A 24,648-nucleotide genomic window follows, 5' to 3' on the forward strand; every position below is an offset into this window, starting at 1 on the left:
CGACCGCGGCGTGTGACGCCGCGAGGGGGAGAGTTCCGTGAACGTCACAACTACCGAGAGCGTCCCGCAGAGCCGGCGGGCGGCCACGCTCGTCATGGCCTGTGTGGGCGTGTTCGTCGCCTATCTGCCGGTGACCACTGTCTCGGTGAGCCTGCCGGCCATCCAGCGGGCGCTGCATGCGTCGACCGCCCAACTCGCTTGGGTCTCCGACGCGTTCGTCCTTCCCATGGCCGCCCTCATCCTCACCGCCGGTGTCGTCGGTGACGTCCACGGCCGCAAGAAGGTCTTCCAGGCGGGCCTGGCCTTCTGTGCCGCGGGCGCGGCCACGGCCCTGTCCGCCCAATCGATCGAGGTCCTCTGGGTCGGCCAGGCCCTCGCGGGCGTGGGCGCGGCGGCCCTGCTGCCCACGACCCTCGCGCTGATCAGCCATGTCGTCCCCGACCACCGGGAGCGCGGCAAGTTCATCGGCCTGTGGGCGATGTCCCTGCTGTCGGCCCTGGCCCTCGGCCCGATCATCGCCGGGGTCGTCCTCGAACACTTCGCCTGGCGGTGGATCTACCTGCTGGCGGTCCCCGCCTCGCTCGTCGCCATGGTCTTCGCGGCCCGGCTGCTGTCCGACTCCCGCGCTGCCGGGTCGCGCCGGCTGGACTGGCCCGGCCAGCTCACCGCCGCGCTCGCGATCACCGCACTCGTCTACGGGGTCATCGAGGGCGGCGCCGAGTCCTTCACGGACGCCAAGGTGCTGGTGGCGCTCTTCACGGCCGTCGTCTCCGGGGTCGCCTTCGTCATGGTGGAGCGGCGCAGCGACAGCCCGATGCTCGACCTGAACCTGTTCCGCAGCGCGGCCTTCAGCGCCACCACCCTGGTCGCCATGATCAGCTTCCTGGGCCTGATCGGGTTCTTCTTCGCCCTCAGCCTCTACTTCGGCATGGTCCAGCAGCTCACCACCCTGGAGGCGGGCGCCCGGCTGGTGACGGTCAGCCTCATGGCCATCCTGGTGGGAGCGCCGGTCGGCCGTCTGATGCACCGGGTGTCCGCACGTCTCCTGATCACCGGCGGGCTGCTCGTCAGCGCGGGCGCCCTGCTGTCCCTGACCACGATCGACGCCGACACCTCGTACGTCTCGCTGGTCTGGCGGCTGGCGCTGCTGGGCCTCGGCATGGGACTGGTCATCACGCCCATGACCGCCACCGCGGTCGCCTCCGTACCGCACCACCTGGCGGGCATGGCCGCCGCCGGGAACAACGCCTTCCGGCAGGTCGGCGGCGCCCTCGGCCCCGCCGTCCTGGGCGCCCTGCTGACCAGCCGGGCCACCGACTCCCTGTCCGGGCACCTCGCCGAGGCGGGCCTGACGGGGGCCCAGCGGCAGAGTGTCGTCTCGGCGGTGGACGAGGGCGGACTGGGCGCGGTCGCCGGGATGGACCTGGGCCCGGCCCAGGGGCGCGCCCTGGGTGCGCTGTCCGAGTCCTTCCTCGACGGCCTCCACCTGTGCCTGATCGTCTCCGCGCTGCTGACGCTGCTCGCGGCGGTGGTCGCGGCCGTGCTGCTGCGCTCCCCTCGGCGGGCGTCGACGGTGACGGCCGGGTCCGGCGGCGCTGCTGGCGTCACTGCCGGTGCCGGTGCCGGTGCCGGGGTCGGCGGTGGCGAGGTGCCTCCGCGGGGCGGGGCCGTGGTGCCCGAGCCGGAATTCGACCGCCGGTGACGATGAACCCCCTGCGGTGATCCGGCGTCTTACCGGGTGCCCTCCGTGGGGACGGGATGGGCGCCGGTGCGAGGCCCGGGCCCAGGAACACACTCCTGGGCCCGGGCCTCACTGCTCGCCCTCCGTCGCGAGGGGCTCCCGGCATATGTGCCCCGGCCACATGGGGCCCGGGCATATGGGGCCCAGACACGTGGGGCCCAGACACGTGGGGCCCCAGACACATGGAGCCCAGACACATGGAGCCCCGGCACACGAGGCCCAGGCACACGGGCCCGTCCGGCGCCCCGGGCGTCGTCTTCGGGGTCTCGATACGATGATCGTCCGTAGCCGGGAGTCCGTCGTCCGTGTCGGTCCTCGTCGACAAGAGCGGGAGCGCGCCGTGGAGTCCCGTACGAACGACCCCCTCGATCCGCTCGATCTGAAGCTGCTGCAGGCGCTCCAGCTGGACGGCCGTGCGGCGTACAGCCAGCTCGCCGAGGTGCTCGGCGTCTCGGACCAGACCATCGCGCGGCGTTACCGGCGCCTGCGCACCACGGCCGGCCTGCGCGTACTCGGCATGACCGACGAGAGCCGGCTCGGAAGGCAGAGCTGGGTCGTCCGGCTGCGCTGCACGCCCGACGCGGCGGAACAACTGGCCGCCGCCCTGGCCCGGCGCCCCGACACCTCGTACATCGGGCTGTTCTCGGGGGGCACCGAGCTGATGTGCGCGATGAAGCCACGATCGAGCCAGGAACGGGACGAGCTGCTCTTCGACCGGCTGCCGCGCACCCCGCGCGTCATCTCGGTCAGCGCGCACTGCCTGCTGCACTCCTTCTACGGCGGCCCGCTCGGCTGGCTCAACAAGCTGCGGGCCCTCGACCCCGAGGAGGAGGCCGCGCTGACCCCGTCGCCCGTAGGGACGTCCAGCGACCCCGTCACCCTCGACGCGGCGGACGAGGCACTGCTCGCCGTGCTCCGCCGCGACGGCAGGACTCCGCTCACCGAACTCCAGAAGAGCACCGGGCAGACCGAGTCGGCCGTCAAACGGCGGCTGGACCGGCTGCGTGCCTGCGGGGTCCTCTACTTCGACGTACAGAACGACTACGCGCCCCTGGGTCACACCACCGACGCGATGCTCTGGCTCACGGTGGCCCCCTCCGCCCTCGACCGCGTCGGACGCGCTCTGGCGGGGCATCCCGAGGTGGGCTTCGCCGCGGCCGTCACCGGCCAGGCCAACATCGTCGCCGCCGTCCTGTGCCGCGACACCGGCGCCCTGTACACGTACCTGAGCGAGCGGATCGGGGTCCTCGACGGGGTCCAGGCCGTGGAGACCGTCCTCACCCTGCGCCAGATCAAACAGCTCTCCTACGAACCCGCCCGCTGACAGCCCGCTGTCCCGCGCCCGGTGCGGACACGACCGAGCCCGGCCCCCCTGACATCGGGGCCGGGCTCGGCGGCGTACGGCCGCGGTGACTTCGGACGGGACCGAAGCGGCTACGGACGGAAGCGCAGCACCTGCGGGTCGTGGTCGCTGATCTGGTCGGAGAACTCCGAGTTGATGTGCACGCTGTCGTAGGTGAAGTCGCCGCCCTTGCGGATCGACGGGCTGATCAGGATCTGGTCGAGGACCTGGCTGTTGCCCTGGTAGTCGTAGCTGTAACGCTCGCTCCTCGGCAGGGACTTGACGGCCGACCAGAGGGCGCCGTCGGCCTCCAGGAGCTTCGTCGTCGTCGAGAACTCGAAGTCGTTGATGTCGCCGAGCGTGACGACGTCCGCGTTCTTCTGCTTCGCCAGGATGTCCTTGACGAAGGCGTTCACCGCGGTCGCCTGGAGGTGGCGCTGCGTCTCCGAGCTGCGCACCGGCGGCTGGAACTGCGAGTGCAGCGACTGGTCGCCGCCCTTCGACGCGAAGTGGTTCGCGATCACGAAGACGCTCTCGCCGCGGAAGGTGAACTCGCCCGCGAGCGGCTTGCGGCTGTTCGTCCAGGCCGCGTTCGCCGGGTCGATACGGCCGGGAGAGGCCGTCAGCTGTGCCTTGCCGCGCACCTTCGTGACCCCGACGGCGGTGGTGGCGTCGCCGCCCGCGCGGTCGACGAAGGAGACCCGGGCCGGGTTGTAGAGGAACGCCTGACGGATGTTGCCGCCCGGCTCGCCGCCGTCCGCGAGGTCCACCGGGTCGATGGACCGCCACTCGTAGGCCGGTCCGCCGGCGGCGACGATCGCGTCCGTCAGCTTCTTCATCGTCAGGTCGGCGGCGACCGTGCCGTCGTTCGTCGCGCCGTTGTTGTCCTGGATCTCCTCCAGGGACACGATGTCGGGCGACTGAAGGTGGTCCACGATGGCGGCCGCGTGATCGGCGAACGTGGCGTCCGTCGGGTCCAGGTTCTCGACGTTGTACGTGGCGACCGCCAGCTCGGAGCGCGACTGCTTGCGGGTCGTCTCACGCGCCAGGCCGCCGGCCTCGACCGTGCCGATGGTGCGGGCGGTCAGCGTGTAGCCGCCGAACTGGTTGTAGTCGAGCGGGCCCTCGGTGGTGCCCTTCAGGGTGTCGCCGACGTTCGCCGTCGGGAACGGCTGCGTGGCGGTCGGTATCAGCGACTGGATCTGCAGCCGGCCGGTGTTCTGCGCGGAGTACGAGCCGTAGACGGTGCCGCCGCGTCGGTTCGGGTTCTCGTGCGGCTTGACCGTCACCCACAGCTCGGAGTACGGGTCGGTCGCGGTGACCACGCGCGACGAGCCGATCGCGACGTTCATGCCCTCCAGGGACTCGTAGAAGTCCAGGGCGTACTTCTTCGGCCGCAGGGTGAGACCGTTGACCGAGCCACCGGCCGCGGTGTCGCCCTCGGGCGTGTACGCGGCGGGTACGGAACGGCTGTCGACGACGGCGGCCGCGGGCAGCGCGTTGCCGCTCGACACGACCGTGACCGTCGGACGGGTGATCTCGGTGACCGACTGGTTGCCGGTCGAGGCACCGCCCGGCACGAACTCCGTGACCGTGCCCGAGACGGTGACCGAGTCGCCGACGGCCACCTTCGGCGTGGAGCTGGTGAAGACGAACACGCCCTCACTGGTGGCCGGGTCGGCGTCCGCCGACGGGCCCTGGATCCAGAAACCGCGGGACGAACCGTAGGTCCGTACGCCCGTGACGACGCCGGCCACATCCGTGACCTGCCGGCCCGCGAGCGGGGACGTCCGGGTGGAGCCCTGGATGTCGTGGACGGCCACGGTGTCCGCGTGGGCGGGCGACGTGACGACCACCGACGAGACCGTGGAACAGACGGCGGCGACAGTGAGCGCGGCGATGCGTGCGGAAGACTTGCTCGGCAACGAAATCCCTCCGGGGACGTGCGTGGGCGCCGGGACGAGGGTGGGGCAAGGGTGGGGCGAAGTGCGGAACGAGGGTGGGGCGTGAGTGAGATCTACGCGCGTCAATCTCGTGTCTGGTCAGGGCACTTGTCAAGGTTTCCTGGCTTAACACTTCTGACAGGTTCATGAACCGGGCGGCATGGGCCCAAATCCGTCTAGGCTGAGGTCGTGTTTCCGGGCGGCCGGAGGGTGTTCTCCCGGGCGGCCCCGGGACACCGCGTCGTGCGTCCGGACGGGCGCCGGATACGCGTAGTGCGTCCAGACGGGCGCCGAGACACGAGATCGACGTCCGACGTTCGTCCTAGGAGAACCAGCCGATGTCAGACAGCTCCCCCTTGCCGCCGGTGCGTCTGCACTCCGAAGCGGAGCTCGCGCGGGACGCGCTCGCCACGCCGCTCCTCTCGCGTGCCGTGCGGCTCGCCCGCTGGGCCGGCCCCGACACCCGGGTCGGCGCCGGAGGCGAACTCGTCGAGGAACAGCTGGCGCCCGCCGCCGCTGAGCTGGGGCTCGACGGCGATGACGCCGCGGCGTACGCCAGTGAGGCCTGGCGGGTGGCCGTGGACACCGGGCTCGTCGCGGTCGTGGACGAGGAGGAGGGCACGGTCGCCGCCGGCGCCGATCTGACCCTCGTCCTGTCCGGAGCACCGCAGGACGTACTGGGGCTGTGGCTCGGCGCCCTGGAGACGGTCCTGGCCGACGCGAGCGTGCCCGACCTCGACGACCTCGTGGAGGCCATGGACGAGGGCGGCGAGATCGACTTCTCCGCGCTGGACTGGGACCCCGAGGCCGAGGCCGAGTTCCTCGACGGGGTCCTCGGCAACCTCTATCTGCTGACCGCCAGCGAGGACGGGCCCGGCGACGGTCCGGTACCGCTGCCCGCGCTCGCCGCGTCGATGATCGTGCCGGACGACATGGGGGAGCCCACCAACGACGTCCTGGAGCAGGTGTCGGACGCGATGATGCGGCTCGACGACCAGTTCCGGGCGCTGGAGCCGGTGGGGCTCGTCGACTTCCAGCCGGTCGACGAGGCGCTGATGGCCGATGCGGGGGAGGAACCTGGGGTCTCGTCCGGTGGTGCCGGTGCCGGTGCCGGTGCCGTGGACGATACGGATGTCTCCCGGTACGGGATGGTGCGGCTCACCCCGCTCGGGGTGTACGGCATCAGGGCGCGGCTCCTGGAGGCCGGGTTCGCGGCGCCCGCCGTGGGCGACCTCGCGGACAAGGGCGCCGACGTACTCCTCGACAGCACGTCCGCGTTCCCGCCCATGGCCGCGCAGGCGGAGACCGAGCAGTGGCTCGCCCGGCGCGAACCCCTCGCAGCCGCGCGGGAGTTGCTCGCCGCCGCGCGTGGGGCCGACGCGGGGGCGCCGCTGCGGCGGCTGCGCTGCCAGCAGGCGCTGTCCCTCGTCGGCACGGCGGCCGCGCCCGCGCTGCACGAGGTGCTCGACGACGCCGAGCTGGGCGGGCTCGCGCGGGTCTGGCTCGCCGAGCGGGGGGTGCCGGACGTGCCCGCGCCGTCCGAGGAGATGGTCTTCTGGCTGACCGTCGACACGATTGCCGCGCAGCTCGCCGCCGAGGGGAACTCGGAGGAGTTGCAGGCGCTGGTGGAGGGGCTTGCGGCGCAGCACGGGTCGTTCTTCGCGGCGGCTTGGCGGGTGGAGCATCCTGCTACGCCGGATGTGCTGGAGGCGATGGGGCGGTTGCATCCCGACAAGCGGGTGGCGAAGGAGGCGCGGAAGGCCGCGTTCAAGGCGCGGTCGCAGCAAGGGGGGTAGGGGGGTCTCGCCCCCGCCGCCCCTACCCGTCCCGTCACGTACTCGGGGGCCGGCCCCCGAACCCCCGCTCCTCAAACGCCGGAGGGGCTATATCTGGCCCGTCCGGCGTTTGGGGACGAGCGCGGAGCGCGACAGGGGGTCTGGGGCGCAGCCCCAGGGGGGGGCGAGGAAGCGTTTGGGTCAGGGGGCGGGTGGGGTTTCGGGGTCGTCCATGGAGAGGACCCTTACCGGGATGCCCTCCAGGGTGTCCGGGATCGTGTCCTCGGGGCGGAGTCCGTCCCGAGGGAGCTTCCGCGTCACGAAGACGACGATGACGTCCTCGCCGGACTCCTCGTCACGCCCGGTGCCGACCCCGCTCACATTGGCCAGCCCCAGCAACCGCTCCTCATGGAGATGGCGTGCCTGACGTGCGTCCACTTCGCCTCGCCTCCCATGGGTCGTGATCTCGTGCCGGTCCCTGTGTGTCGAGATTATTCCGGGCAACAGTTCGGACGCCAGGACTGATGGGCCGTATGGGGTGCGGGTGATCCACAGGGACGGATCGGGGCGCGTTCACGCAAGGGGGACCTGGAATGTCGGGCGGCGTTCAACCGGCGTTAAGTCACGGGCGGGACCGTGTGGCCGACAGCCGGGCCCGCCACCGCCACAGGAGACAGCATGTCGCTCACCCGCAGGGACTTCGCCAGACGATCCGCGGTCACCGGTGCCGGTGTCGCCCTGATCGGCAGCGTCGGCACACTCGCCACCGCGCCCGGCGCCCTCGCGTCCACGGACACCGAGACCGCGGGGGACGACTCCTACGGTGAGGAGGGCGGGGACGGACACGGGCACGACGCCGACCGGCACGGCGGAGCCGTCGGGTACGGGCCGCTGCTGCCCGACCCCAAGGGCGTCCTCGCGCTGCCCGCCGGGTTCTCCTACCGCGTCGTCACGTACAGCGGGAAGACCAAGCTGGAGTCGGGCGAGTACACCCCCTCCAACCACGACGGCACGGCCACGTTCGACGGCCCGCGCGGCACGACCCTCCTCGTCAACAACCACGAGCTGAAGGGCCCGCGCGCCAACTGGAAGTACCCGGTGCCGCTGACCGAGGGCCTCGTCTACGACCCGGCCGCCTCCGGTGGCTGCACGGTCGTCGAGGTGCGTCCCGGCGGGGCGGTCGCCGAGTGGGTCGGTATCGCGGGCACCTCCACCAACTGCGCGGGCGGCAGCACCCCATGGGGCACCTGGCTCACCTGTGAGGAGAACTCCGACCGGGCCGGCGAGAACGGCATGGCCAAGGACCACGGTTACGTCTTCGAGGTCGACCCGATCGACCGCCGGGCCAACCGCGACCCCAAGCCCCTGAAGTTCTTCGGCCGGTACGACCACGAGGCCGTCGTCATCGACCCGAAGCGCGGCCACGCCTACCTCACCGAGGACGACTCCGAGCCCAACGGCCTGTTCTTCCGCTGGAAGCCCCCGCACGGCTTCACCCACGGCCGCGGCAAGTTCCGTACCCTCGCCGACGACGCGGGTGTGCTCCAGGCGCCCAAGTGCTATGACTCCGGCGGCCGTTACGTCGACGACCTGTCCCGCGCCACGAAGATCGGCACGGTGTACGGGGTCGACTGGGTCGACGTGCCCGACCGGGACGGGAAGACCGTTCCGGTGCGCGAGCAGTTCGACACCGGCGAGGTCACCCGCGCCCGCAAGCTCGAAGGCATGTGGTGGGGTGACGGCGGCGCGTACATCGTCTCGTCGTACGCCCGCGACGAGAGTCCCGTGCGGCACGACGGGCAGGTGTGGTTCTACGACCCCAAGCGGCGCACGCTCACCCTCAAGGTGCTGCTCGGCGTGAACCCCGACCCGGCCAAGGACGGTGCCTTCGACGGGCCCGACAACATCACCGTGTCCCCGTACGGCGGTCTCGTCATAGCCGAGGACGGTGAGGGTGTCTCACATCTCTTCGGTGCGACGGACAGCGGCCGTACGTATCCCATCGCGCGCAACGACCTGAACATCGGCACCGAGGACGAGCCCGAGTTCAGCGAGTTCACCGGCGTCACCTTCTCGCCCGACGGAAAGACCCTGTACGCCAACATTCAGGAGCCGGGCATCATGGTGGCCGTCAAGGGGCCCTGGAAGCGGCAGAAGCGGCGCTGACATACGTTCGCCGAAAGCGACACATTCACCGCGAGCGTGAAGCGTTGAGCGACTTGGGTATTTAATCGTTCGCCCGGCCCGTGGCACGCCTCCTACAGTGGACAACGTCCAGGTGCGAAGGCAGGACCTACTTCCACTCATAATGGGGCGGCCGCGGGTTCGAGTCCCGTCACCGGCACAACGCGCCGGTGTAGCTCAGGGGTTAGAGCACCTACGTCGGTTCCGCCGGCCTTGAACTCTGGACACCCACAATTCAATGCACCTCCCGGTGCGATGGCTGCGGCTACTTCTCTCTCAAAGAATCCACGCCGCAGCCGACTTGATCTCGGGAGGCGCAGCAGATGGTGTGTGCCCGGTGCGCAGGCAGCGGTTACTTCATGGGATCAGAGGGTTGCGGGTTCAAGTCCCGTCATCGGCTTCGAGCCGGTGTAGCTCAATTCGGTAGAGCATCCGAACAAGTCCGCCGCCGACCCCTGAACTCGGGCACGCTCCATTTGCTGCGCCTCCCTCCGGAACATCCGAGAATTCGGGGGAATTCATCATGGCGCGGTTCAACACCAAGACGGCGAAGGCCAAGGGCACTTCGCGTGTCACCTCCACAGGGCGTGTGCTGCGGACCCACGAGGGCGGGCGGGGCGTCGAGCGGGATCCGCGTTCCGAGCTCTTCCTGCTGTCGATCGCCAACTTCGTCGCGCAGAAGACCTTCTACGAGAGCGGCGAGGCGCGCGACGACCGGTTCGCCGCGCTCGTACGGCAGCTCGCCGTCGCGGACCCGTCGTGGACGGCCGGACTGCTCGACTGGCTGCGCGGCGAGGGCAACATGCGGACCGCGTCGATCGTGGGCGCCGCCGAGTACGTCAAGGCGCGCCTCGACGCGGGCGCCACGGACGGTCCGGCGAACCGGCAGGTCGTCGCCTCCGTGCTGCGCCGCCCGGACGAGCCGGGTGAGCTGCTCGCGTACTGGACCTCGCGGTACGGGCGGGCCGTGCCCAAGCCCGTGAAGCGCGGTATCGCGGACGCGGTGCGGCGGCTCTACGGCGGCCGGTCGCTGCTGAAGTACGACACCGCGTCCAAGGGGTATCGCTTCGGGGACGTTCTCAATCTCGTGCACGCTTCGCCGGATCCGGAGAAGCCGTGGCAGGGCGAGCTGTTCCGGTACGCGCTCGACCGGCGGCACAACCCGGACACGGCTGTGCCACCCGCGTCCAGCCGTGTCCTCACCGCGCACCGTGCGCTGATGGCCGTGCCGGTGGGGGAGCGGCGGGGGGTCGTGACGTCCGAGGGCGGTGCCGCGCGGCTCGCGGAGGCCGGGATGACCTGGGAGGCGCTGGCCGGGTGGCTGCAGGGGCCGATGGACGCCGCTGCCTGGGAGGCCGTCATTCCGTCCATGGGGGCCATGGCGTTGGTGCGGAATCTGCGGAACTTCGATGAGGCCGGGGTCTCGGACGAGGTGGCGCGGCGGGTGGCCGCGAAGCTCAGTGACCCTGCTGAGGTCGCCCGGTCCCGGCAGTTTCCGTTCCGGTACCTCGCCGCCTACCAGCACGCGCCCTCGCTGCGGTGGGCCTATCCGCTGGAGCAGGCGCTCGGGCATTCGCTGGCCAACGTGCCGGCGCTGGGCGGGCGGACGCTCGTGCTCGTCGACCGGTCCGGGTCGATGTTCCACTCGCGGATGTCCGACCGCTCGGAGCTCAACCGGGCCGACGCGGCGGCGATCTTCGGTGCGGCGCTCGCGCTGCGGGCCGAGGAGGCCGATCTCGTGGAGTTCGGCACGGGTAGCGGCACCGTGAAGTTCCGCAAGGGCGAGTCGGTGCTGAAGGTGTTGGGGCGGTTCGGTGACCTCGGGGGTACCAACACGAGTGAGGCGGTGCGCAAGCACTACAAGAAGCACGACCGGGTGCTCATCGTCACGGACGAGCAGGCCTCGTACAGCCATTACGGGGATCCGACCGAGCAGGTTCCGGCGCATGTGCCCGTGTACACGTGGAATCTCGCGGGGTATCGGGCGGGGCATGCGGCGTCGGGGAGCGGGGCTGGGCGCGGGGCCGGGGCTGGGAACCGGCATGTGTTCGGGGGGCTGTCGGATGCGGCTTTCCGGATGGTTCCGCTGCTTGAGTCCGCTCGGGATGCCGACTGGCCCTGGGTGGGGTGACGGGACGCGTACGTCCGGTGGGGGTGGGGGCGGGGCCGTGCCGGTATGTCCGTCCGCGGCCTCCCGTGCGCACGGCCCTGAGTTTCCACGGGTGGACGTTTCCAGCGGGAGCCGTGTGCCGCGAACGTGACACACCGGCACGGCCCCGCCCCCGGTCGCGTCGGCGGGTGCCGCTGCTGAGGGGGATTCTGAACGGGGCGCCCCCGCCGTTGTCGGGTGGGGGCGCCCCGGGGGTTTCGGGGGGTGAGGGCTGGTCAGAGCGCCTGGGCTGAGGGCTTTACCATGCCTCGGACCGTGCGGGACTTGACGAAGTTGCCCAGCGCCGTCATCTCCCACTCGCCGGAGAACTGCTTGATCAGCTTGGCCATCATCACGCCGGTCTGGGGCTCCGCGGTGGTGAGGTCGAAGCGGACCAGCTCCTCGCCCGTGGCGGCGTCCAGGAGACGGCAGTAGGCCTTGGCCACCTCGGTGAACTTCTGGCCCGAGAAGGAGTTCACCGTGAAGACCAGGCCCGTGACCTCCTGGGGGAGCCGGCCGAGGTCCACGACGATCACCTCGTCGTCACCGCCGCCCTCGCCCGTGAGGTTGTCACCGGAGTGCTTGATCGCGCCGTTCACGATCGAGAGCTTGCCGAAGTAGCAGCTGTCGATGTGGTTGCGCTGCGGGCCGTAGGCGATCACGGAGGCGTCGAGGTCGATGTCCTTGCCCCGGTACGCCGGCTCCCAGCCCAGGCCCATCTTCACCTGGGAGAGGAACGGGCTGCCGCCCTTGGTGAGCGATACGGTCTGGTTCTTCTGGAGGTTCACCCGGCCCTTGTCGAGGTTGATCTTGCCGGTGCCCGGGGCGGGGGCTGCCGGGGGCGCCGGGGGTGCGGGCGGGGCCGCCGGTGCGGTGACCGGGGGTGCCGGGGGCGTCTGTAGCGTGGGGGCGGGGGCCGCCACCGGGGCCGGGGCGGCCGGCTCCTCCACCGTGACGCCGAAGTCGGTGGCGATGCCCGCCAGGCCGTTCGCGTATCCCTGGCCGACCGCGCGGGCCTTCCACGCGCCGTTGCGCAGGTAGACCTCGACGATGACCAGGGCCGTCTCGGTGCCGAGCTGGGGCGGGGTGAAGGAGGCCAGCACGGAGCCGTCGTCCGCGTTGCGGATCGTCGCCGTCGGCTCGATGCCCTGGAACGACTGGCCCGCCGCGTCCGGGCTAGCGGTGACGACGATCTTCTCGATGCCCTGGGGCACGGCTGTCGTGTCGACCGTGATCGAGTCGGGGGAGGTGCCGCCGCCGGAGCGGTACGTCACGCCCTGGCCGGACGGCTGGTTGTAGAAGATGAAGTCGTCGTCGGAGCGCACCTTGCCGTCGGCGGTGAGCAGCAGGCCCGATACGTCGAGCCGCACCGGGGCGGCGACGTCCACCGTCACGCGGGTGACGGGGAGAGGGATGTTCGAGCCGGGGGTCATAGCTGTCATGCCGGGTGAACGAGCGGACCGGCTTTGCCGTTCCCTTACCAAGCGGGTAATCGGCCGACCGGGTCAGGGGGGCGGGGGCAAAGGATTGCGCAGTTCCCCGCGCCCCTAGGTACCTAGGGGCGCGGGGAACTGCGCAACGGGGGAGAGGGGGCGCAGCCCCCAGGCGTTGACGGGAATGGGTAGGGGCGGCGGGGGCGAGGACCCCTACGGGATCACCACTGTCTTTCGGCCGATGCCCGCGGCGAACTGGGTCAGGGCCTGGGGGTACTGGTCCAGGGGGAGGCGGTCGCTGATGAAGATGTCCGGGTTCAGGACACCCGTCGCGAACAACTCGGCCGCCCGTTCGAAGCTGTGGAGCACCGCCATCGAACCCGTGATGGTGATCTCCTGGTTGTAGATCCGGTACGGGTCGATGGAGACCCGCGTCGCGTAGTCGGCCACCCCGAACTGCAGGAACGTGCCCGCCTTGGCGACCCGCCCAAGCCCGTCCTGGATCGCCGCCGCGTTCCCCGTGGCGTCGACCACCAGGTCCCACCCCTGCGGCCGGTCCAGCTCGTCGGCGCTGGTCGCGGACGCCGAGACGCCGAGCTGCTGGGCGGTCGTCAGGCGCTCGGCATTGATGTCCACCATGTCCACGCTGGCCGCGCCCGTCCGCTTCGCCAGCTCCAGCATCATCAGGCCCATCGTTCCGGAGCCGTAGATCAGGACGTGGGAGCCGAGGCGGGAGTTGAGGACGTCGTAGCCGCGTACCGCGCAGGAGAGCGGTTCGATCAGGGCCGCGTCCTGGGTGCGTACGTGCTCGGGGAGCTTGACGCAGTTCGCCACCGGCGCGACCGCGTACTGGGCGGCGCCGCCCGCCGTGGTCACGCCGATCGCAGCCCAGCGCTCGCAGAGGTTGTTGTGGCCCGTACGGCAGTAGCGGCACTCGTAGCAGTAGAGGGAGGGGTCCACGGCCACCTGGTCGCCGACCGAGAGTTCCGTGACCTGGCGGCCCACGCCGACGACCTCGCCCGCGAACTCGTGGCCCGGGACGATCGGCAGCTTGGGGGCGAACTCGCCCTGGAGGATGTGCAGGTCCGTACCGCAGAGTCCGCAGGCCGCGACCTCCACGACGACCTCGCGGGGGCCCGGCGTCGGGTCCGGGACCTCGGAGACGACGGCCTTTCCCACGGACTCGATGACGGCGGCCTTCATTTCACGGCTCCCAGCGAAAGGCCCTGGACCAGCTTGTCCTGGGCGGCGAACCCCGCGGCGAGTACCGGCAGGGAGACGACGAGCGACGCGGCGCACACCTTCGCCAGGAACAGGCCCTGGCTGGTGATGAAGCCGGTGAGGAAGACCGGGGCGGTCTCCGCCACCACGCCCGTCAGCACACGGGCGAACAGCAGCTCGTTCCAGCTGAAGATGAAGCAGATGAGGGAGGTGGCGGCTATGCCCGGGAGGGCTATGGGGGCGACCACCCGGGTCAGGATCGTGGGGAGTTTCGCGCCGTCTATCTGGGCCGCCTCGATGATCGCCACCGGGACCTCGGAGAGGAACGACTGCATCATCCATACCGCGATCGGCAGGTTCATCGACGTGTAGAGGATGACCAGGAGCCAGATGTTGTCCAGCATCCCGGTGTTCTTCGCGAAGAGGTAGATCGGCAGGAGGCCCGCGACGACGGGCAGCATCTTTGTGGAGAGGAAGAAGAAGAGGACGTCCGTCCACTTCTTCACCGGGCGGATGGAGAGCGCGTACGCCGCGGGGAGGGCGAGGACGAGGACCAGGAGGGTGGAGGCCAGGGACGCCACCGTCGAGTTGATCAGGGACGGCCAGGGGCTCGCGCCGCCGCCCGTGCCGAAGAACTCGCGGTAGCCGTCGAGGGTCAGGGGCGCCGCGAAGGACGGCGGGTTCGTCGCCGCGTCCTCCTCCGAGTGGAAGGACGTCAGCGCCATCCAGGCGATGGGCAGGAAGAAGACGATGCCGGCCAGCCAGGCGACCAGGCCGAGGCCCCGTCCCCTGGGGCGGCGGGGGGTGGGATCGGCGGACTGGGTGCTGCTGGGTCGGGCTTGTACGGCGGTGGCGGTCATGCGCGGGACACCTCCTCGCGGAACAGGGACGAGACCACGCGCAGCGCGAAGGTCGCGATGATGATCGAGCCGATGACGACCAGGACGCCGGCCGCGGAGGCGAGGCCGTTCTCGTGGGCCTGGTAGAAGGTCTGGTAGACGGTGTAGGGCAGGTTCGCGGTGCCCAGGCCACCGGACGTGATCGTGAAGACCGCGTCGAAGTTCTGCACGATGTAGATCGAGCCGAGCAGGGCGCCCAGTTCGAGGTAGCGGCGCAGGTGGGGAAGTGTGAGGTAGCGGAAGATCTGCCAGCCGCTCGCGCCGTCGACCCTCGCCGCCTCGATCTGCTGGTGGTCGCGGCTCTGCAGGCCCGCCAGCAGGATCAGCATCATGAACGGCGTCCACTGCCAGACGAGGGACATCTCGATGGCGAGCAGCGGGGTGTTGGAGATCCAGTCCGGTTCAGGGCCGCCCACATAGTGCAGCAAGCCATTGAGCAGGCCGTACTCGGGGTTGTAGAGCACATGCTTCCAGAGCAGCGCCGCCGCGACGGGCACCACAAGGAAGGGAGCGATCAGGAGCGTGCGGACCACGCCGCGGCCCCGGAACTTGCGGTCCAGGAGGAGGGCGAGGCCCAGTCCCAGGATCAGGCTGGCCAGGACGACGGAGACCGTCAGCAGGATGGTCGTCCAGACCGACTTGCGCAGGGCCGCGTCGGTGAGGACCTCGGTGTAGTTGCCGAAGCCCGTGAAGCTGCGGGCGTCCGGGTAGAGGGAGTTCCAGTCGAAGAAGGAGATCACCAGCGTGGCCACGAACGGCAGCTGGGTCACGGCGATCATGAAGATCAGGGCGGGCAGGAGCGGGGCCCGCGTCGCCCAGGCCTTCAGGCGGTCGGAGGGGGGCTTCTTCTCCGTGCGGACGGATGGTGCTGCCACGGGGGCTGTCGTTGTCGCGGTCATCGTCCCTCGTACTCCTCGGCGATCTCCTCGGCCAGCTTCTGGGACTTCTTCAGGGCCGACTCGACGGACTGGCGTCCGGCGATGGCCGCGCTGATCTCCTGCGAGACCTTGGTGCCGAGATCGGTGAACTCGGGGATGCCGACGAACTGGATGCCGGGCGCGGGCCGCGGCTGTACGCCGGGGTCGGTCGGCCGGGCGCCCTCGATGGCCTCCTTGGTCATCTCCTGGAAGGCGCCGGCCTCCTTGCGGTAGTCGGCGTTCGTGTACGTCGAGGCGCGCTTGCCGGCCGGCACGTTGGACCAGCCGATCTCGTCGCCGACCAGCTGCTCGTACTCCTTGCTGGACGCCCAGGAGACGAACTTCCACGCCTTGTCGGGGTTGCGGGAGGCGTCCTGGATGCCCCAGGCCCAGGTGTAGAGCCAGCCGGAGGACTCGGTCTTGTCGACCGGCGCCGGCGCGTAGCCGATCTTGCCCTTGACCGGGGACTTCGCCGACTCCAGGGAGCCGGCCGCGGACGTGGCGTCGTACCACATGGCGACCTTGCCCTGGGTCAGGTTGTTGAGGCACTCGGCGAAGCCGGACTGGGCCGCGCCGGACTCGCCGTGCTCGCGGACCAGGTCCACGTAGAACTTGGTCGCCTTCTCGAACTCGGGGGAGTCGAGCCGCGCCTTCCAGTCCTTGTCGAACCAGGTGCCGCCGAAGGTGTTCACGACCGTGGTGAGCGGGGCCATGATCTCGCCCCAGCCGGGCAGGCCGCGCAGGCAGATGCCCTTCATGTCCGGCTCGGCGCCGTCGGCCTTGGCGGCGAGGTCGGCGACCTCGTCCCAGGTCGGGTTGGCGGGCATCTTCAGGCCCTTCTCGGCGAACACGTCCTTGCGGTACATCAGGAAGGACGACTCGCCGTAGAACGGCTGTCCGTAGAGCTTGCCGTCCTCCGCGGTGAGGGACTGGCGCATGGGCTTGAGGACGTCCTGCTCGTCGTAGCCGGGGTCCTTGGCGACGTACGAGTCCATCTCGTGCAGCCAGTCGTTCTTGGCGTAGATCGGTATCTCGTAGTTGGAGAGCGTCGCGACGTCGTACTGGCCGGCCTGGTTGGCGAAGTCCTGGCTGATCTTGTCGCGGACGTCGTTCTCCGGCAGCACGGTGAAGTTCACCTTGATGCCGGTCTCCTTGGTGAAGTGGGCCGCGGTGAGTTTCTGCAGCTCCACCATCTGCGGGTTGTTGACCATGAGGACGTTGATGGAGTTGCCACCGGAGCCCGCACCGCCCGCTCCGGCCCAGCAACCGGAGAGCAGCGGGGCGAGCAGCGTCCCTGCGGCGGCCGCGGCGAACATCGCGCGCGGCCTCCGTCGGCTCTGGGTTCGCATGGATCACTCCTGGATGTATCAGCACAAATGGGATGACGAGAGGATGGCGAAAGGGCTGGCAAGGCCCTGGCAGGGTGTTGTGGTGCCTCTGTAGTGGGTCGGTTGGGTTTTCGGACTCTCCGCCTGGCCCCGAAGGTCGGGATCGGGTGGTCAGACGCGGATGACCTGGGGGCCCTGCATCGAGTAGCGGTGGGCCTCGGAGGTGGGGAGGAACGTGCTGGTGACGATCGCCTCCAGGGCGCTGATCTCCGCGAAGCGGCAGAAGCTGACGGCGCCGAACTTGGTGTGCACGCCCGCGAAGACCGTGCGCCGCGCGGCCCGGATCGCCTGCGACTTGACCTCGCTGACGGCCGGGTCGGGGGTGGTGAGGCCGTGTTCGCGGGAGATGCCGTTGGCGCCGATGAACGCCAGGTCGATGACGAAGCCCGCGAGCATCTTCGTCGTCCAGTGGTCGACGGTGGCCAGCGTGCCGGGCCTGACCCGGCCGCCGAGCAGCAGGACCGTCTTGTTGTCGGCCTCGGCGAGCGCGCCCGCGGTGGCCAGGGACGCGGTGACCACGGTCAGCGGCCGGTCCCTGGGCAGTGACTCGGCGATGAGCTGGGGGGTGAAGCCCTCGTCGACGAAGACCGTCTCCGCGTCCCCGAGCAGGTCGGCCGCGGCTGCCGCGATCCGGCGCTTCTCGGGTACGTGGCTGGTGGCGCGGAAGGCGAGCGTCGTCTCGAACCCGGCGCTCTCCACGGGGTAGGCGCCGCCGTGGGTGCGGCGGACGAGGCCGTGGTCCTCCAGGGCGCGCAGATCGCGGCGCACGGTCTCCCGGGCGACGCCCAGCTCGGCCGCGAGTTCGTTCACGTCGACGGCACCTGTGCGTCGGGCGGTCTTCACGATCGCCCGTTGCCGTTCTTCCGCGCTCATGCCCGACACCCGCTTCCGCTCCCTCACCCACTGCCCGTTCGGGCCCGTTCGACCCTTGGGGGAAGTTCTACAGCGGGTACGCGCCACTGACCAGGTCTGTTGCGGGTCCGATGGCGCCCGTGTGTGCCCGTTGGGTGAGACGCGGGCCCGCGGCGGACCTGCGGCGGAGCGTAATTCGGGCAGGGGGCGTGCCCGAACGGCGGGGCGGACGGGCCCGTTCGGTGCCCGTCCGCCCTGTGGGGTCGTCCGTGTGGAGTGGCTTGAAGTGTCGGCGGGGCCGCGGTGCGGCGGCCGGCCGGGAGCGTCGGTGAGGGGACCGTCAGTAGGGCCACACCGGCGGGTTGGTGACGAAGGCGCCGCCGAGGCAGGCGTGGTCCGGGTTCTCCGGGTCCAGTTCGCCCTGTTCCGCGATCAGCTTCGCGGCGTACTGCTCGGAGTCGTCCTGCGGCTCGTAGCCGAGCGCGCGGGCGGTCGACAGGTCCCACCACAGACGGGTGTTCGCGGAGGAGCCGTAGACGACGCTGTGGCCGACGTGTTCGGCGGTCAGGGCCGCGTGGAAGAGGCGGGCGCCGTCGCCGGGGCTCATCCAGACCGACAGCATGCGCACGGTGGTCGGCTCCAGGAAGCAGGAGCCGATGCGCACGGAGACGGTCTCCAGGCCGTGCTTGTCCCAGTAGAACTGCGCCAGGTCCTCGCCGAACGACTTCGACAGGCCGTAGAAGGTGTCAGGGCGGCGGGGTGTGTCGATGGGGATGAGCGCGCCCGGCTCGTGGGGCGCGTCGCCCTCGGGGCGCGGGGTGAAGCCGACGGCGTGGTTGGAGGAGGCGAAGACGACCCGCCCGACGCCCTCCTCGCGCGCGGCCTCGTACAGGTTGTACGTGCCCTCGATGTTCGCCTTCAGGATCTTCTCGAAGGTGGACTCCAGGGAGATGCCCGCGAGGTGGATGACGGCGTCCACGCCGCGTACGGCCTCGCGCAGGGCCTTCTTGTCGCCGAGGTCCGCGGTGATCGCGTCCGGCTCGCCCTCGATGGGCCGCATGTCGAGGAGGCGCAGTTCGTAGCCGTAGGCGGGGAGCAGCCCGCGCATCAGGGTGCCGAGGCCTCCGGCGGCGCCGGTGAGCAGGACGGTACGGGGAGCGGTGCGCGGAGCGGGCATCCTCGGGTCTCCTAGAATCAGCAGCCGTATGCATATGCGTAAGCGTGTACGGCATTCACATCCATGGACACGCTAGGGATCGTTCACGGCTCGCGTCAAGTGTCGCGCGGCGGGTGGTGATCCGTCGGCGGTCGGCCTCATTTCCGGTCCTTTCTTGCTCCGGAATTGCTCGGGGAATGCGGGTTGGCCCGCTTGACCGGTCCCGACGGCGAGCTCTAGCGTGGGCGAGTTCAGAGATATGGACGCAAATCAGAAACGTGCACGGGTGGCGTGTACGTACATGCTCTAGGGAGAGCCCGTGTCGTCAGCCCCCCTCGCCGCTCGACTCAGTATCCCCAGTGGGCCGCTGTTCTTCCCCGTCACCGCGTACGACCGTGACGGGGCCGTCGACCTGGACGTCTACCGCGAGCACGTCCGGCGGGGCGTCGAGGCCGGCGCCGCCGCCGTCTTCGCCTGCTGCGGCACCGGCGAGTTCCACGCGCTCACCCCCGAGGAGTTCCAGGCCTGCGTCCGGGCGGCCGTCGAGGAGACCGCGGGCCGGGTGCCCGTCGTCGCGGGCGCGGGCTACGGGACCGCGCTCGCGGTGCGGTACGCGCGGCTCGCCGAGGAGGCCGGCGCAGACGGACTGCTCGCCATGCCGCCGTACCTCGTGGTCGCCGGGCAGGAAGGGCTGCTGCGGCACTACACGGAACTGGCCGGCGCCACCTCGCTCGACATCATCGTGTACCAGCGGGACAACGCCGTGTTCACCCCGGAGACCGTGGTCGCGCTGGCCCGCACCGAGGGGGTCATCGGCTTCAAGGACGGCACCGGCGACCTCGACCTCATGCAGCGCATCGTCAGCGCCGTACGGTCCGAGGTCCCGGGCGACTTCCTGTACTTCAACGGACTGCCCACCGCCGAACTCACCGGCCTCGCCTACCGGGGCATCGGCATCACGCTCTACTCGTCCGCCGTCTTCTGCTTCGCGCCCGAGATCGCCCTCGCCTTCCACCGCGCCATGGGCTCCGGCGACGACGACACGGTCAACCGGCTCCTCGACGGCTTCTACCGGCCGCTCGTCGAACTGCGCGCCCAGGGCCGCGGATACGCCGTCTCGCTCGTCAAGGCGGGTGTACGGCTGCGGGGGCTCGACGTGGGCGAGGTACGGCCGCCGCTGCACGAACCGGCCGAGGACCACCTCAAGCAGCTCGCGCAGCTGATCGAGCGGGGCCACGCGCTGCTGGAGGAGGGCAAGTGAGGGCGTCGGCCTTCGTCTATCCGTGGGACGTCAACGGCGACCCCGGGGCGGCGGCGCGCATCGCCGGGCTCGGGGTACGGCAGGCGACCCTCGCGTCCGCGTACCACTCCACGCGCGCGCTGACCCCCCGGCACCCCCGCCACCGCATCGTCACCGCGTCGCACGCGGCCGTCCTCTACCCGGTGGACCCCGCGCGCTGGCAGGGGCGCAGGCTGCGGCCGTACGCGGCCGGGGACTGGGCGCCGGGCGACGCGTACGGGGAGGCCGCCGAGGCGCTCGCGGGGGCCGGGCTCGACGTGCACACCTGGGTGGTCCTCGCGCACAACTCCCGGCTGGGCGAGGAGTTCCCGGACACCTCCGTGGTCAACGCCTACGGGGACCGCTATCCGTGGGCCCCCTGCATCGCGCAGCCCGAGACGCGCGCGTACCTGACCGACCTGGCCGTCGAGGCGGCGGTACGGCCGGGAGCGGGGGGAACCGAACTGGAGTCCTTGGGCTGGTACGGGCTCCCGCATCTGCACGCCCACGACAAGACGTCGGGCGTGGCGCTCGGGGACGCCGGTACGTACCTGATGTCGCTGTGCTTCTGCCCCTCGTGCCGCGAGGGGTACGCGCGACTGGGGCTCGAAGCCGATGAGTTGGCGTCGGCGGTCCGGCGCGCCCTGGAGCCCGTGTGGCGCGGCGCGACCCCTGCCGGAGGCTGGGAGGCCGTGGAGAAGCTGCTGGGCGGCGAGCTCGCGACGGCCACGCGCGCGTGGCGCGACTCCGTCGCCCGCTCCCTCCAGACGGACGTCGTCGCCGCCGTCCGCGCGGCGGCGCCCGAGGGCTTCCGGATCCTGCTGCACGCGGACCCGGACTCGTACCACGTGGGCGCGAACGCCGGGGTGGACCCCGAGCACATCCTGACGGCCGCCGACGGCGTGGTCGTACCGTGCGCGGGAGGGCCCGCCCTGCTGCCCCCCTTCGCGGCACACGCCACCGAGGAAAACGTGCTGGCGGCCAACTTCCCCGTGGTGACGGGGATGGGCGGCACCCCCGCAACCCTCTTCGACGACGCGACACGAGCGGCCGCCTCCGGCGCCACCGAACTGCGCCTGTACCACGCGGGCTTGGCATCGGAAGAGGACCTGACACTGACGGCCGACGCGCTGACGAGGCTGGACTGACCCCGCAGGGATGACAAGCCGGGGCGCAGCCCCGCGTGTCAGGGGCGCGGGGAACTGCGCGGCCAGCGGCGGCGGGGCTGCGCGGTGATGGGCCGCGTGACCCTTGGCGGGCCTGTTTTTCAGGGGCGCGGGGAACTGCGCGTCCAGCCACGGCAGGGCAGCACCGTGATGAGTCGCGTAACACCCAGCGCCACCAACAGCGGTTGGTACGGAACGAGTTCCACCAAGGCGGCGCCCAGCGCCAGCCCCACCGCGTTCGGCGCGAACAGCAACGTCCCCGCGGTCGCCGCCGTACGGCCGAGCAGCGCGTCCGGGGTCTCCCGCTGCACCGCGGTCAGGGCCGCGACCAGGACGCACGGGAGCCCCACGCCCACCGCCACCGCCGAGGCGAGCGCCACCGCGTCGTACGGGAGCGCGCGCGCCGTCACGGCCACGGCGGTCAGCGCGATGCCGTACCGCGCGAAACGGCGTTCGCCCAGCCGCCGCAGGAGCGGCCCCGAGACCAGGCCGATCGCCACCGAACCGGCGCCCTGCGCGACGTACAGCAGCCCCACGTACGCGGGGGAGTGGCCGAGGCCCTCCGCCACCGCGTAGACCGTCGCGCCGTTGACGCCCGCGAAGAGCATCGTCGTGCCGCCGGCCAGGACGAGCGGGCGCAGGACGGCGTGGCCCCACAGGTAGCGGGCGCCCTCGGCGGTCCGGGCCCGCCACCCGGCGGCGCCCTCCGCAGGCCGCGGAGGCGGCTCGTGGACGCGCAGGAGCGTGTAGAGGCCCGCCGCCAGGACGAAGGTGACGGCGTCCAGGAGGGCGACCCGGGCGCCTCCGTACGCCGCGTACAGCCCCGCTCCGGCGAGCGGGGCGATCAGTTTCATGCCCTCGGCGGCCGTCATCCGCAGCCCGTTGAAGTCACCGAGGAGCTGTCCGTCGACGGCGGTCGCCACCAGCGCCGCCTCCGCCGCGTCATGGACGACGCCGGCCGCCCCGTAGACGAGGAGCACGGCGAACAGGACCCACAGGGTGCCCGGCGAGTCGACGGCGAGCAGCGGCAGGAGCAGCGCGGCCAGGCCCAGGTTCGTCCACACCAGCAGCGGTCTGCGGCGGGTGCGGTCGGCGAGGGTGCCCAGGGCCGGGCCGATCAGCGTGGGCGCCCAGAGGGCGCAGACGCAGAGGGCGGCCAGTCCGTCGGAGCCGGTCAGGTCCTTCACCCAGATCCCGGCCACCAGCCACATCGCCGACGAGCCGAAACCGGAGACCATGACCCCGCCCAGGTACAGGCCGGCGTTGCGGTCCCGCAGGACCCGGACCACCGCCCACGCAGGCCGGGCCGCCCGGGACGTCCGCGGTGCCCGCGGTGTTTGTTCCGTCATGCCTGGTCATCGTGGGTCTAAGGCCCCGGGGCAGGGATCGGGCAGGTGCCTTAGACGGGGTACGCGGCAGGGGCGCCCGGAGGCCGGCCGCTAAGGGACGGTGATGACGAGCTTGCCGCGCGGGTGGCCCTTCTCCAGGTGGCGGACGGCCTCGGCGGTCTCGGCGAGGGGGTAGGTGCGGTCGACGGGCGCGACGAGCTTGCCGTTCTCGGCGAGGTCCTTGAGGGCCAGGAGGTCCTCGCGGCGGGCCACGGAGACGAGGTTGCGGAGGTTCTGGCCGACGAGCGGCGACAGCAGGACCGCCCGCAGGCCGCGGCTCAGCCCGCCGAACATCGCGGTGCCGCCCTCGCCGCCGACGATCACGAGGGTGCCGCGCGGGGCCAGCGCGCGGCGCAGCACGGGCAGGGGCCGCTGGCCCGCGTTGTCGATGACGACGTCGTACCGGTGCGGGCCGCCGGTGATGTCCTCGGTGGTGTAGTCGATGACGTGCGCGGCACCCTGCGCGCGTACGAAGTCCGCGCCGCCGGGGCCGCAGACACCGGTGACCTCGGCCCCGTACAGCGCGGCGAGCTGGACGGCGTAGCAGCCGACCCCGCCGGAGGCGCCGATGACGAGGACCTTCTGGCCCGGCTTCGGGCGGGCGGGGCCGCTCAGGGCCTGGAAGGCGGTCATGCCCGACACGGGGAGTGCGGCGGCCTGCTCGAAGGTGAGGCCGGCCGGTTTGAGGGCGAGCTTCGCGGCCTTGGCGCGCGCGAACTCGGCGAACGAGCCCTCGCAGTTGCCGAAGACCTCGTCGCCCGGCTTGAAGTCGGTCACCTTCGCCCCGACGGCCTCGACCCGTCCGGCGCCGTCCCAGCCCTGTACCGGGTTCTTGGGTTTGCGGAGCCCGAGGACGGCCCGCGCCACCAGCGGCCGGCCCGTCATGAGGTGCCACACCTCGGGGCCGAGTCCGGCCGCGCGGATCTCGACCAGCACCTCGTCGTCGCGGGGGACGGGCCGCTCGACCTCCCGCAGTTCCAGCAGGTCCGCCGATCCGTAGGCATCCTGGACGATCGCCTTCATGGCGTGGCTCCCCTCGTGGTCCCCGGCACCGGGAATCCCGGCAATCCCGAGCATCACGGCCGTTCGAACACCTGGCCAGCGCCCTGAGCATGATCTTGAGGGTGGAAGCGATGAGTTTCCGTACGGCCTGCGGTCTACCCCCTGACGACCCCGTGACGAGAGGAGCCCACCATGGGCGAAGGCGAGAGCACCGCGACCACCCTTGACCTGGGGCCGCAGGCCCTGATCGTGGCGCGCATCGCGGACGCGGTGCGCGAGGACCAGCTGGAGGACGCCACACCGTGTCCGGAGTACGCGGTACGCCATCTCGTCGGCCATCTGACCGGCCTCTCCGCGGCCTTCCGGGACGCCGGGCGCAAGGAGCTCGGCGCCACGACGGACACCGCGCCCACGGCCGCGCTGCCCGATGTGACACCCGGCTGGCGCGCCGAACTGCCCAAGCTGCTCGCCGAGTTGGCCGAGGCGTGGCGTGACCCGGCCGCGTGGACGGGGCAGACGCGGGCGGGCGGGGTGGATCTGCCGGGCGAGATCGCGGGCATCGTCGCCACCGACGAACTCGTCGTGCACGGCTGGGATCTGGCCCGTGCGACGGGACAGGAGTACGTGCCCGACGAGGCGGCCCTGCTGGCGGCGTACGGGATGCTGGCCGCGTCCGTCGACGACCCGTTGCGCGGCAGCATCTTCGGCCCGGTCGTGGCCGTCCCGGAGAGCGCGCCCCTGCTGGACCGGGTGATCGGGCTGAGCGGGCGGGACCCGGGGTGGCGGGCCGCCGCCGGGGGGCGCTGAGGGATC

General features: G+C 71.2%; 19 protein-coding genes and 1 tRNA gene. 9 read left to right on the plus strand and 11 right to left on the minus strand.

The features are described 5' to 3' along the window. Nucleotides 1–94: 94 nt before the first annotated feature. Together IE278_RS08270 and IE278_RS08275 are read left to right on the plus strand one after the other, a co-directional pair. Nucleotides 95–1,702: a DHA2 family efflux MFS transporter permease subunit gene (locus IE278_RS08270; protein WP_189770511.1), complete on the plus strand. Its 1,608-nt coding sequence runs from the start codon at nucleotides 95–97 to the stop codon at nucleotides 1,700–1,702. Between the two features lie 379 nt (nucleotides 1,703–2,081). Then, nucleotides 2,082–3,065: an Lrp/AsnC family transcriptional regulator gene (locus IE278_RS08275; protein ID WP_246570140.1), complete on the plus strand. Its 984-nt coding sequence runs from the start codon at nucleotides 2,082–2,084 to the stop codon at nucleotides 3,063–3,065. Nucleotides 3,066–3,175: 110 nt separating this feature from the next. On the opposite strand, the gene IE278_RS08280 is transcribed toward IE278_RS08275, so the two are convergent. Beyond that, on the minus strand, nucleotides 3,176–5,008 hold the full coding sequence (locus tag IE278_RS08280) for a DUF8508 domain-containing protein (RefSeq protein WP_189770276.1): 1,833 nt from the start codon (nucleotides 5,006–5,008) through the stop codon (nucleotides 3,176–3,178). Nucleotides 5,009–5,364: 356 nt separating this feature from the next. Here IE278_RS08280 and IE278_RS08285 point away from each other — a divergent pair, with 356 nt between their 5' ends. Continuing rightward, entirely contained in the window at nucleotides 5,365–6,822 is a 1,458-nt protein-coding gene (locus IE278_RS08285; RefSeq protein WP_189770277.1) for a hypothetical protein, read from the plus strand. 180 nt (nucleotides 6,823–7,002) lie between these two features. Here the strand turns inward: IE278_RS08285 and IE278_RS08290 are convergent, their stop codons facing one another. Beyond that, nucleotides 7,003–7,239 (minus strand): hypothetical protein, encoded by a 237-nt coding sequence (locus IE278_RS08290; protein ID WP_189770278.1) that lies wholly within the window; start codon nucleotides 7,237–7,239, stop codon nucleotides 7,003–7,005. Between the two features lie 240 nt (nucleotides 7,240–7,479). On the opposite strand from IE278_RS08290, the gene IE278_RS08295 reads away from it, so the two are divergent. The 3 genes from IE278_RS08295 (at nucleotide 7,480) to IE278_RS08305 (ending at nucleotide 11,116) form a co-directional block, all read left to right on the plus strand. Further along, complete coding sequence (locus IE278_RS08295) at nucleotides 7,480–8,967, plus strand: alkaline phosphatase PhoX (RefSeq protein WP_189770279.1); 1,488 nt, start codon at nucleotides 7,480–7,482, stop codon at nucleotides 8,965–8,967. A 105-nt stretch (nucleotides 8,968–9,072) separates the two neighbouring features. After that, nucleotides 9,073–9,142, plus strand: a tRNA-Met gene (locus IE278_RS08300). Between the two features lie 366 nt (nucleotides 9,143–9,508). After that, nucleotides 9,509–11,116, plus strand: a complete 1,608-nt coding sequence (locus tag IE278_RS08305; RefSeq protein WP_189770281.1) for a TROVE domain-containing protein — start codon at nucleotides 9,509–9,511, stop codon at nucleotides 11,114–11,116. Nucleotides 11,117–11,370: 254 nt separating this feature from the next. On the opposite strand, the gene IE278_RS08310 is transcribed toward IE278_RS08305, so the two are convergent. From IE278_RS08310 to IE278_RS08340, 7 genes are all read right to left on the minus strand, one after another. Then, a complete protein-coding gene (locus IE278_RS08310; protein ID WP_189770512.1) occupies nucleotides 11,371–12,567 on the minus strand; it encodes a TerD family protein in 1,197 nt (398 codons plus the stop codon). A gap of 213 nt (nucleotides 12,568–12,780) precedes the next feature. Further along, nucleotides 12,781–13,770, minus strand: coding sequence for a zinc-dependent alcohol dehydrogenase family protein (locus IE278_RS08315; protein WP_189770283.1), 990 nt, complete (start codon nucleotides 13,768–13,770; stop codon nucleotides 12,781–12,783). Continuing rightward, the gene (locus IE278_RS08320) at nucleotides 13,767–14,648 is read right to left on the minus strand and encodes a carbohydrate ABC transporter permease (protein WP_189770285.1); all 882 of its coding nucleotides are present in this window, start codon (nucleotides 14,646–14,648) and stop codon (nucleotides 13,767–13,769) included. The genes IE278_RS08315 and IE278_RS08320 overlap by 4 nt, the downstream gene beginning before the upstream one ends. Further along, complete coding sequence (locus IE278_RS08325; RefSeq protein ID WP_189770287.1) at nucleotides 14,645–15,586, minus strand: carbohydrate ABC transporter permease; 942 nt, start codon at nucleotides 15,584–15,586, stop codon at nucleotides 14,645–14,647. Before IE278_RS08325 ends, IE278_RS08320 begins: the two co-directional genes overlap by 4 nt. Next, nucleotides 15,583–16,953 carry an ABC transporter substrate-binding protein gene (locus IE278_RS08330; RefSeq protein WP_189770289.1) on the minus strand — a complete coding sequence of 457 codons (1,371 nt, stop codon included), beginning with the start codon at nucleotides 16,951–16,953 and terminating at the stop codon, nucleotides 15,583–15,585. Before IE278_RS08330 ends, IE278_RS08325 begins: the two co-directional genes overlap by 4 nt. Before the next feature lie 150 nt (nucleotides 16,954–17,103). Continuing rightward, complete coding sequence (locus IE278_RS08335) at nucleotides 17,104–17,874, minus strand: DeoR/GlpR family DNA-binding transcription regulator (RefSeq protein ID WP_189770291.1); 771 nt, start codon at nucleotides 17,872–17,874, stop codon at nucleotides 17,104–17,106. A 310-nt stretch (nucleotides 17,875–18,184) separates the two neighbouring features. Then, nucleotides 18,185–19,021 carry an NAD-dependent epimerase/dehydratase family protein gene (locus IE278_RS08340; RefSeq protein WP_189770293.1) on the minus strand — a complete coding sequence of 279 codons (837 nt, stop codon included), beginning with the start codon at nucleotides 19,019–19,021 and terminating at the stop codon, nucleotides 18,185–18,187. Nucleotides 19,022–19,319: 298 nt separating this feature from the next. Between IE278_RS08340 and IE278_RS08345 the strand changes: the two genes are divergently transcribed. Both IE278_RS08345 and IE278_RS08350 read left to right on the plus strand, forming a co-directional pair. Then, the gene (locus tag IE278_RS08345; protein ID WP_189770294.1) at nucleotides 19,320–20,261 is read left to right on the plus strand and encodes a 5-dehydro-4-deoxyglucarate dehydratase; all 942 of its coding nucleotides are present in this window, start codon (nucleotides 19,320–19,322) and stop codon (nucleotides 20,259–20,261) included. Further along, nucleotides 20,258–21,427 (plus strand): hypothetical protein, encoded by a 1,170-nt coding sequence (locus IE278_RS08350; RefSeq protein WP_189770295.1) that lies wholly within the window; start codon nucleotides 20,258–20,260, stop codon nucleotides 21,425–21,427. The genes IE278_RS08345 and IE278_RS08350 overlap by 4 nt, the downstream gene beginning before the upstream one ends. 119 nt (nucleotides 21,428–21,546) lie before the next feature. On the opposite strand, the gene IE278_RS08355 is transcribed toward IE278_RS08350, so the two are convergent. Together IE278_RS08355 and IE278_RS08360 are read right to left on the minus strand one after the other, a co-directional pair. Continuing rightward, nucleotides 21,547–22,794, minus strand: a complete 1,248-nt coding sequence (locus IE278_RS08355) for an MFS transporter (protein ID WP_189770296.1) — start codon at nucleotides 22,792–22,794, stop codon at nucleotides 21,547–21,549. Nucleotides 22,795–22,884: 90 nt separating this feature from the next. Further along, entirely contained in the window at nucleotides 22,885–23,856 is a 972-nt protein-coding gene (locus IE278_RS08360) for an NAD(P)-dependent alcohol dehydrogenase (RefSeq protein ID WP_189770297.1), read from the minus strand. Nucleotides 23,857–24,027: 171 nt separating this feature from the next. Between IE278_RS08360 and IE278_RS08365 the strand changes: the two genes are divergently transcribed. Continuing rightward, nucleotides 24,028–24,642, plus strand: a complete 615-nt coding sequence (locus IE278_RS08365; RefSeq protein WP_189770298.1) for a TIGR03086 family metal-binding protein — start codon at nucleotides 24,028–24,030, stop codon at nucleotides 24,640–24,642. The last annotated feature ends 6 nt before the right edge of the window (nucleotides 24,643–24,648 follow it).

Source organism: Streptomyces tauricus, from assembly GCF_014650955.1.
In the GTDB taxonomy this organism is placed as follows: Bacteria; Actinomycetota; Actinomycetes; order Streptomycetales; family Streptomycetaceae; genus Streptomyces; species Streptomyces tauricus.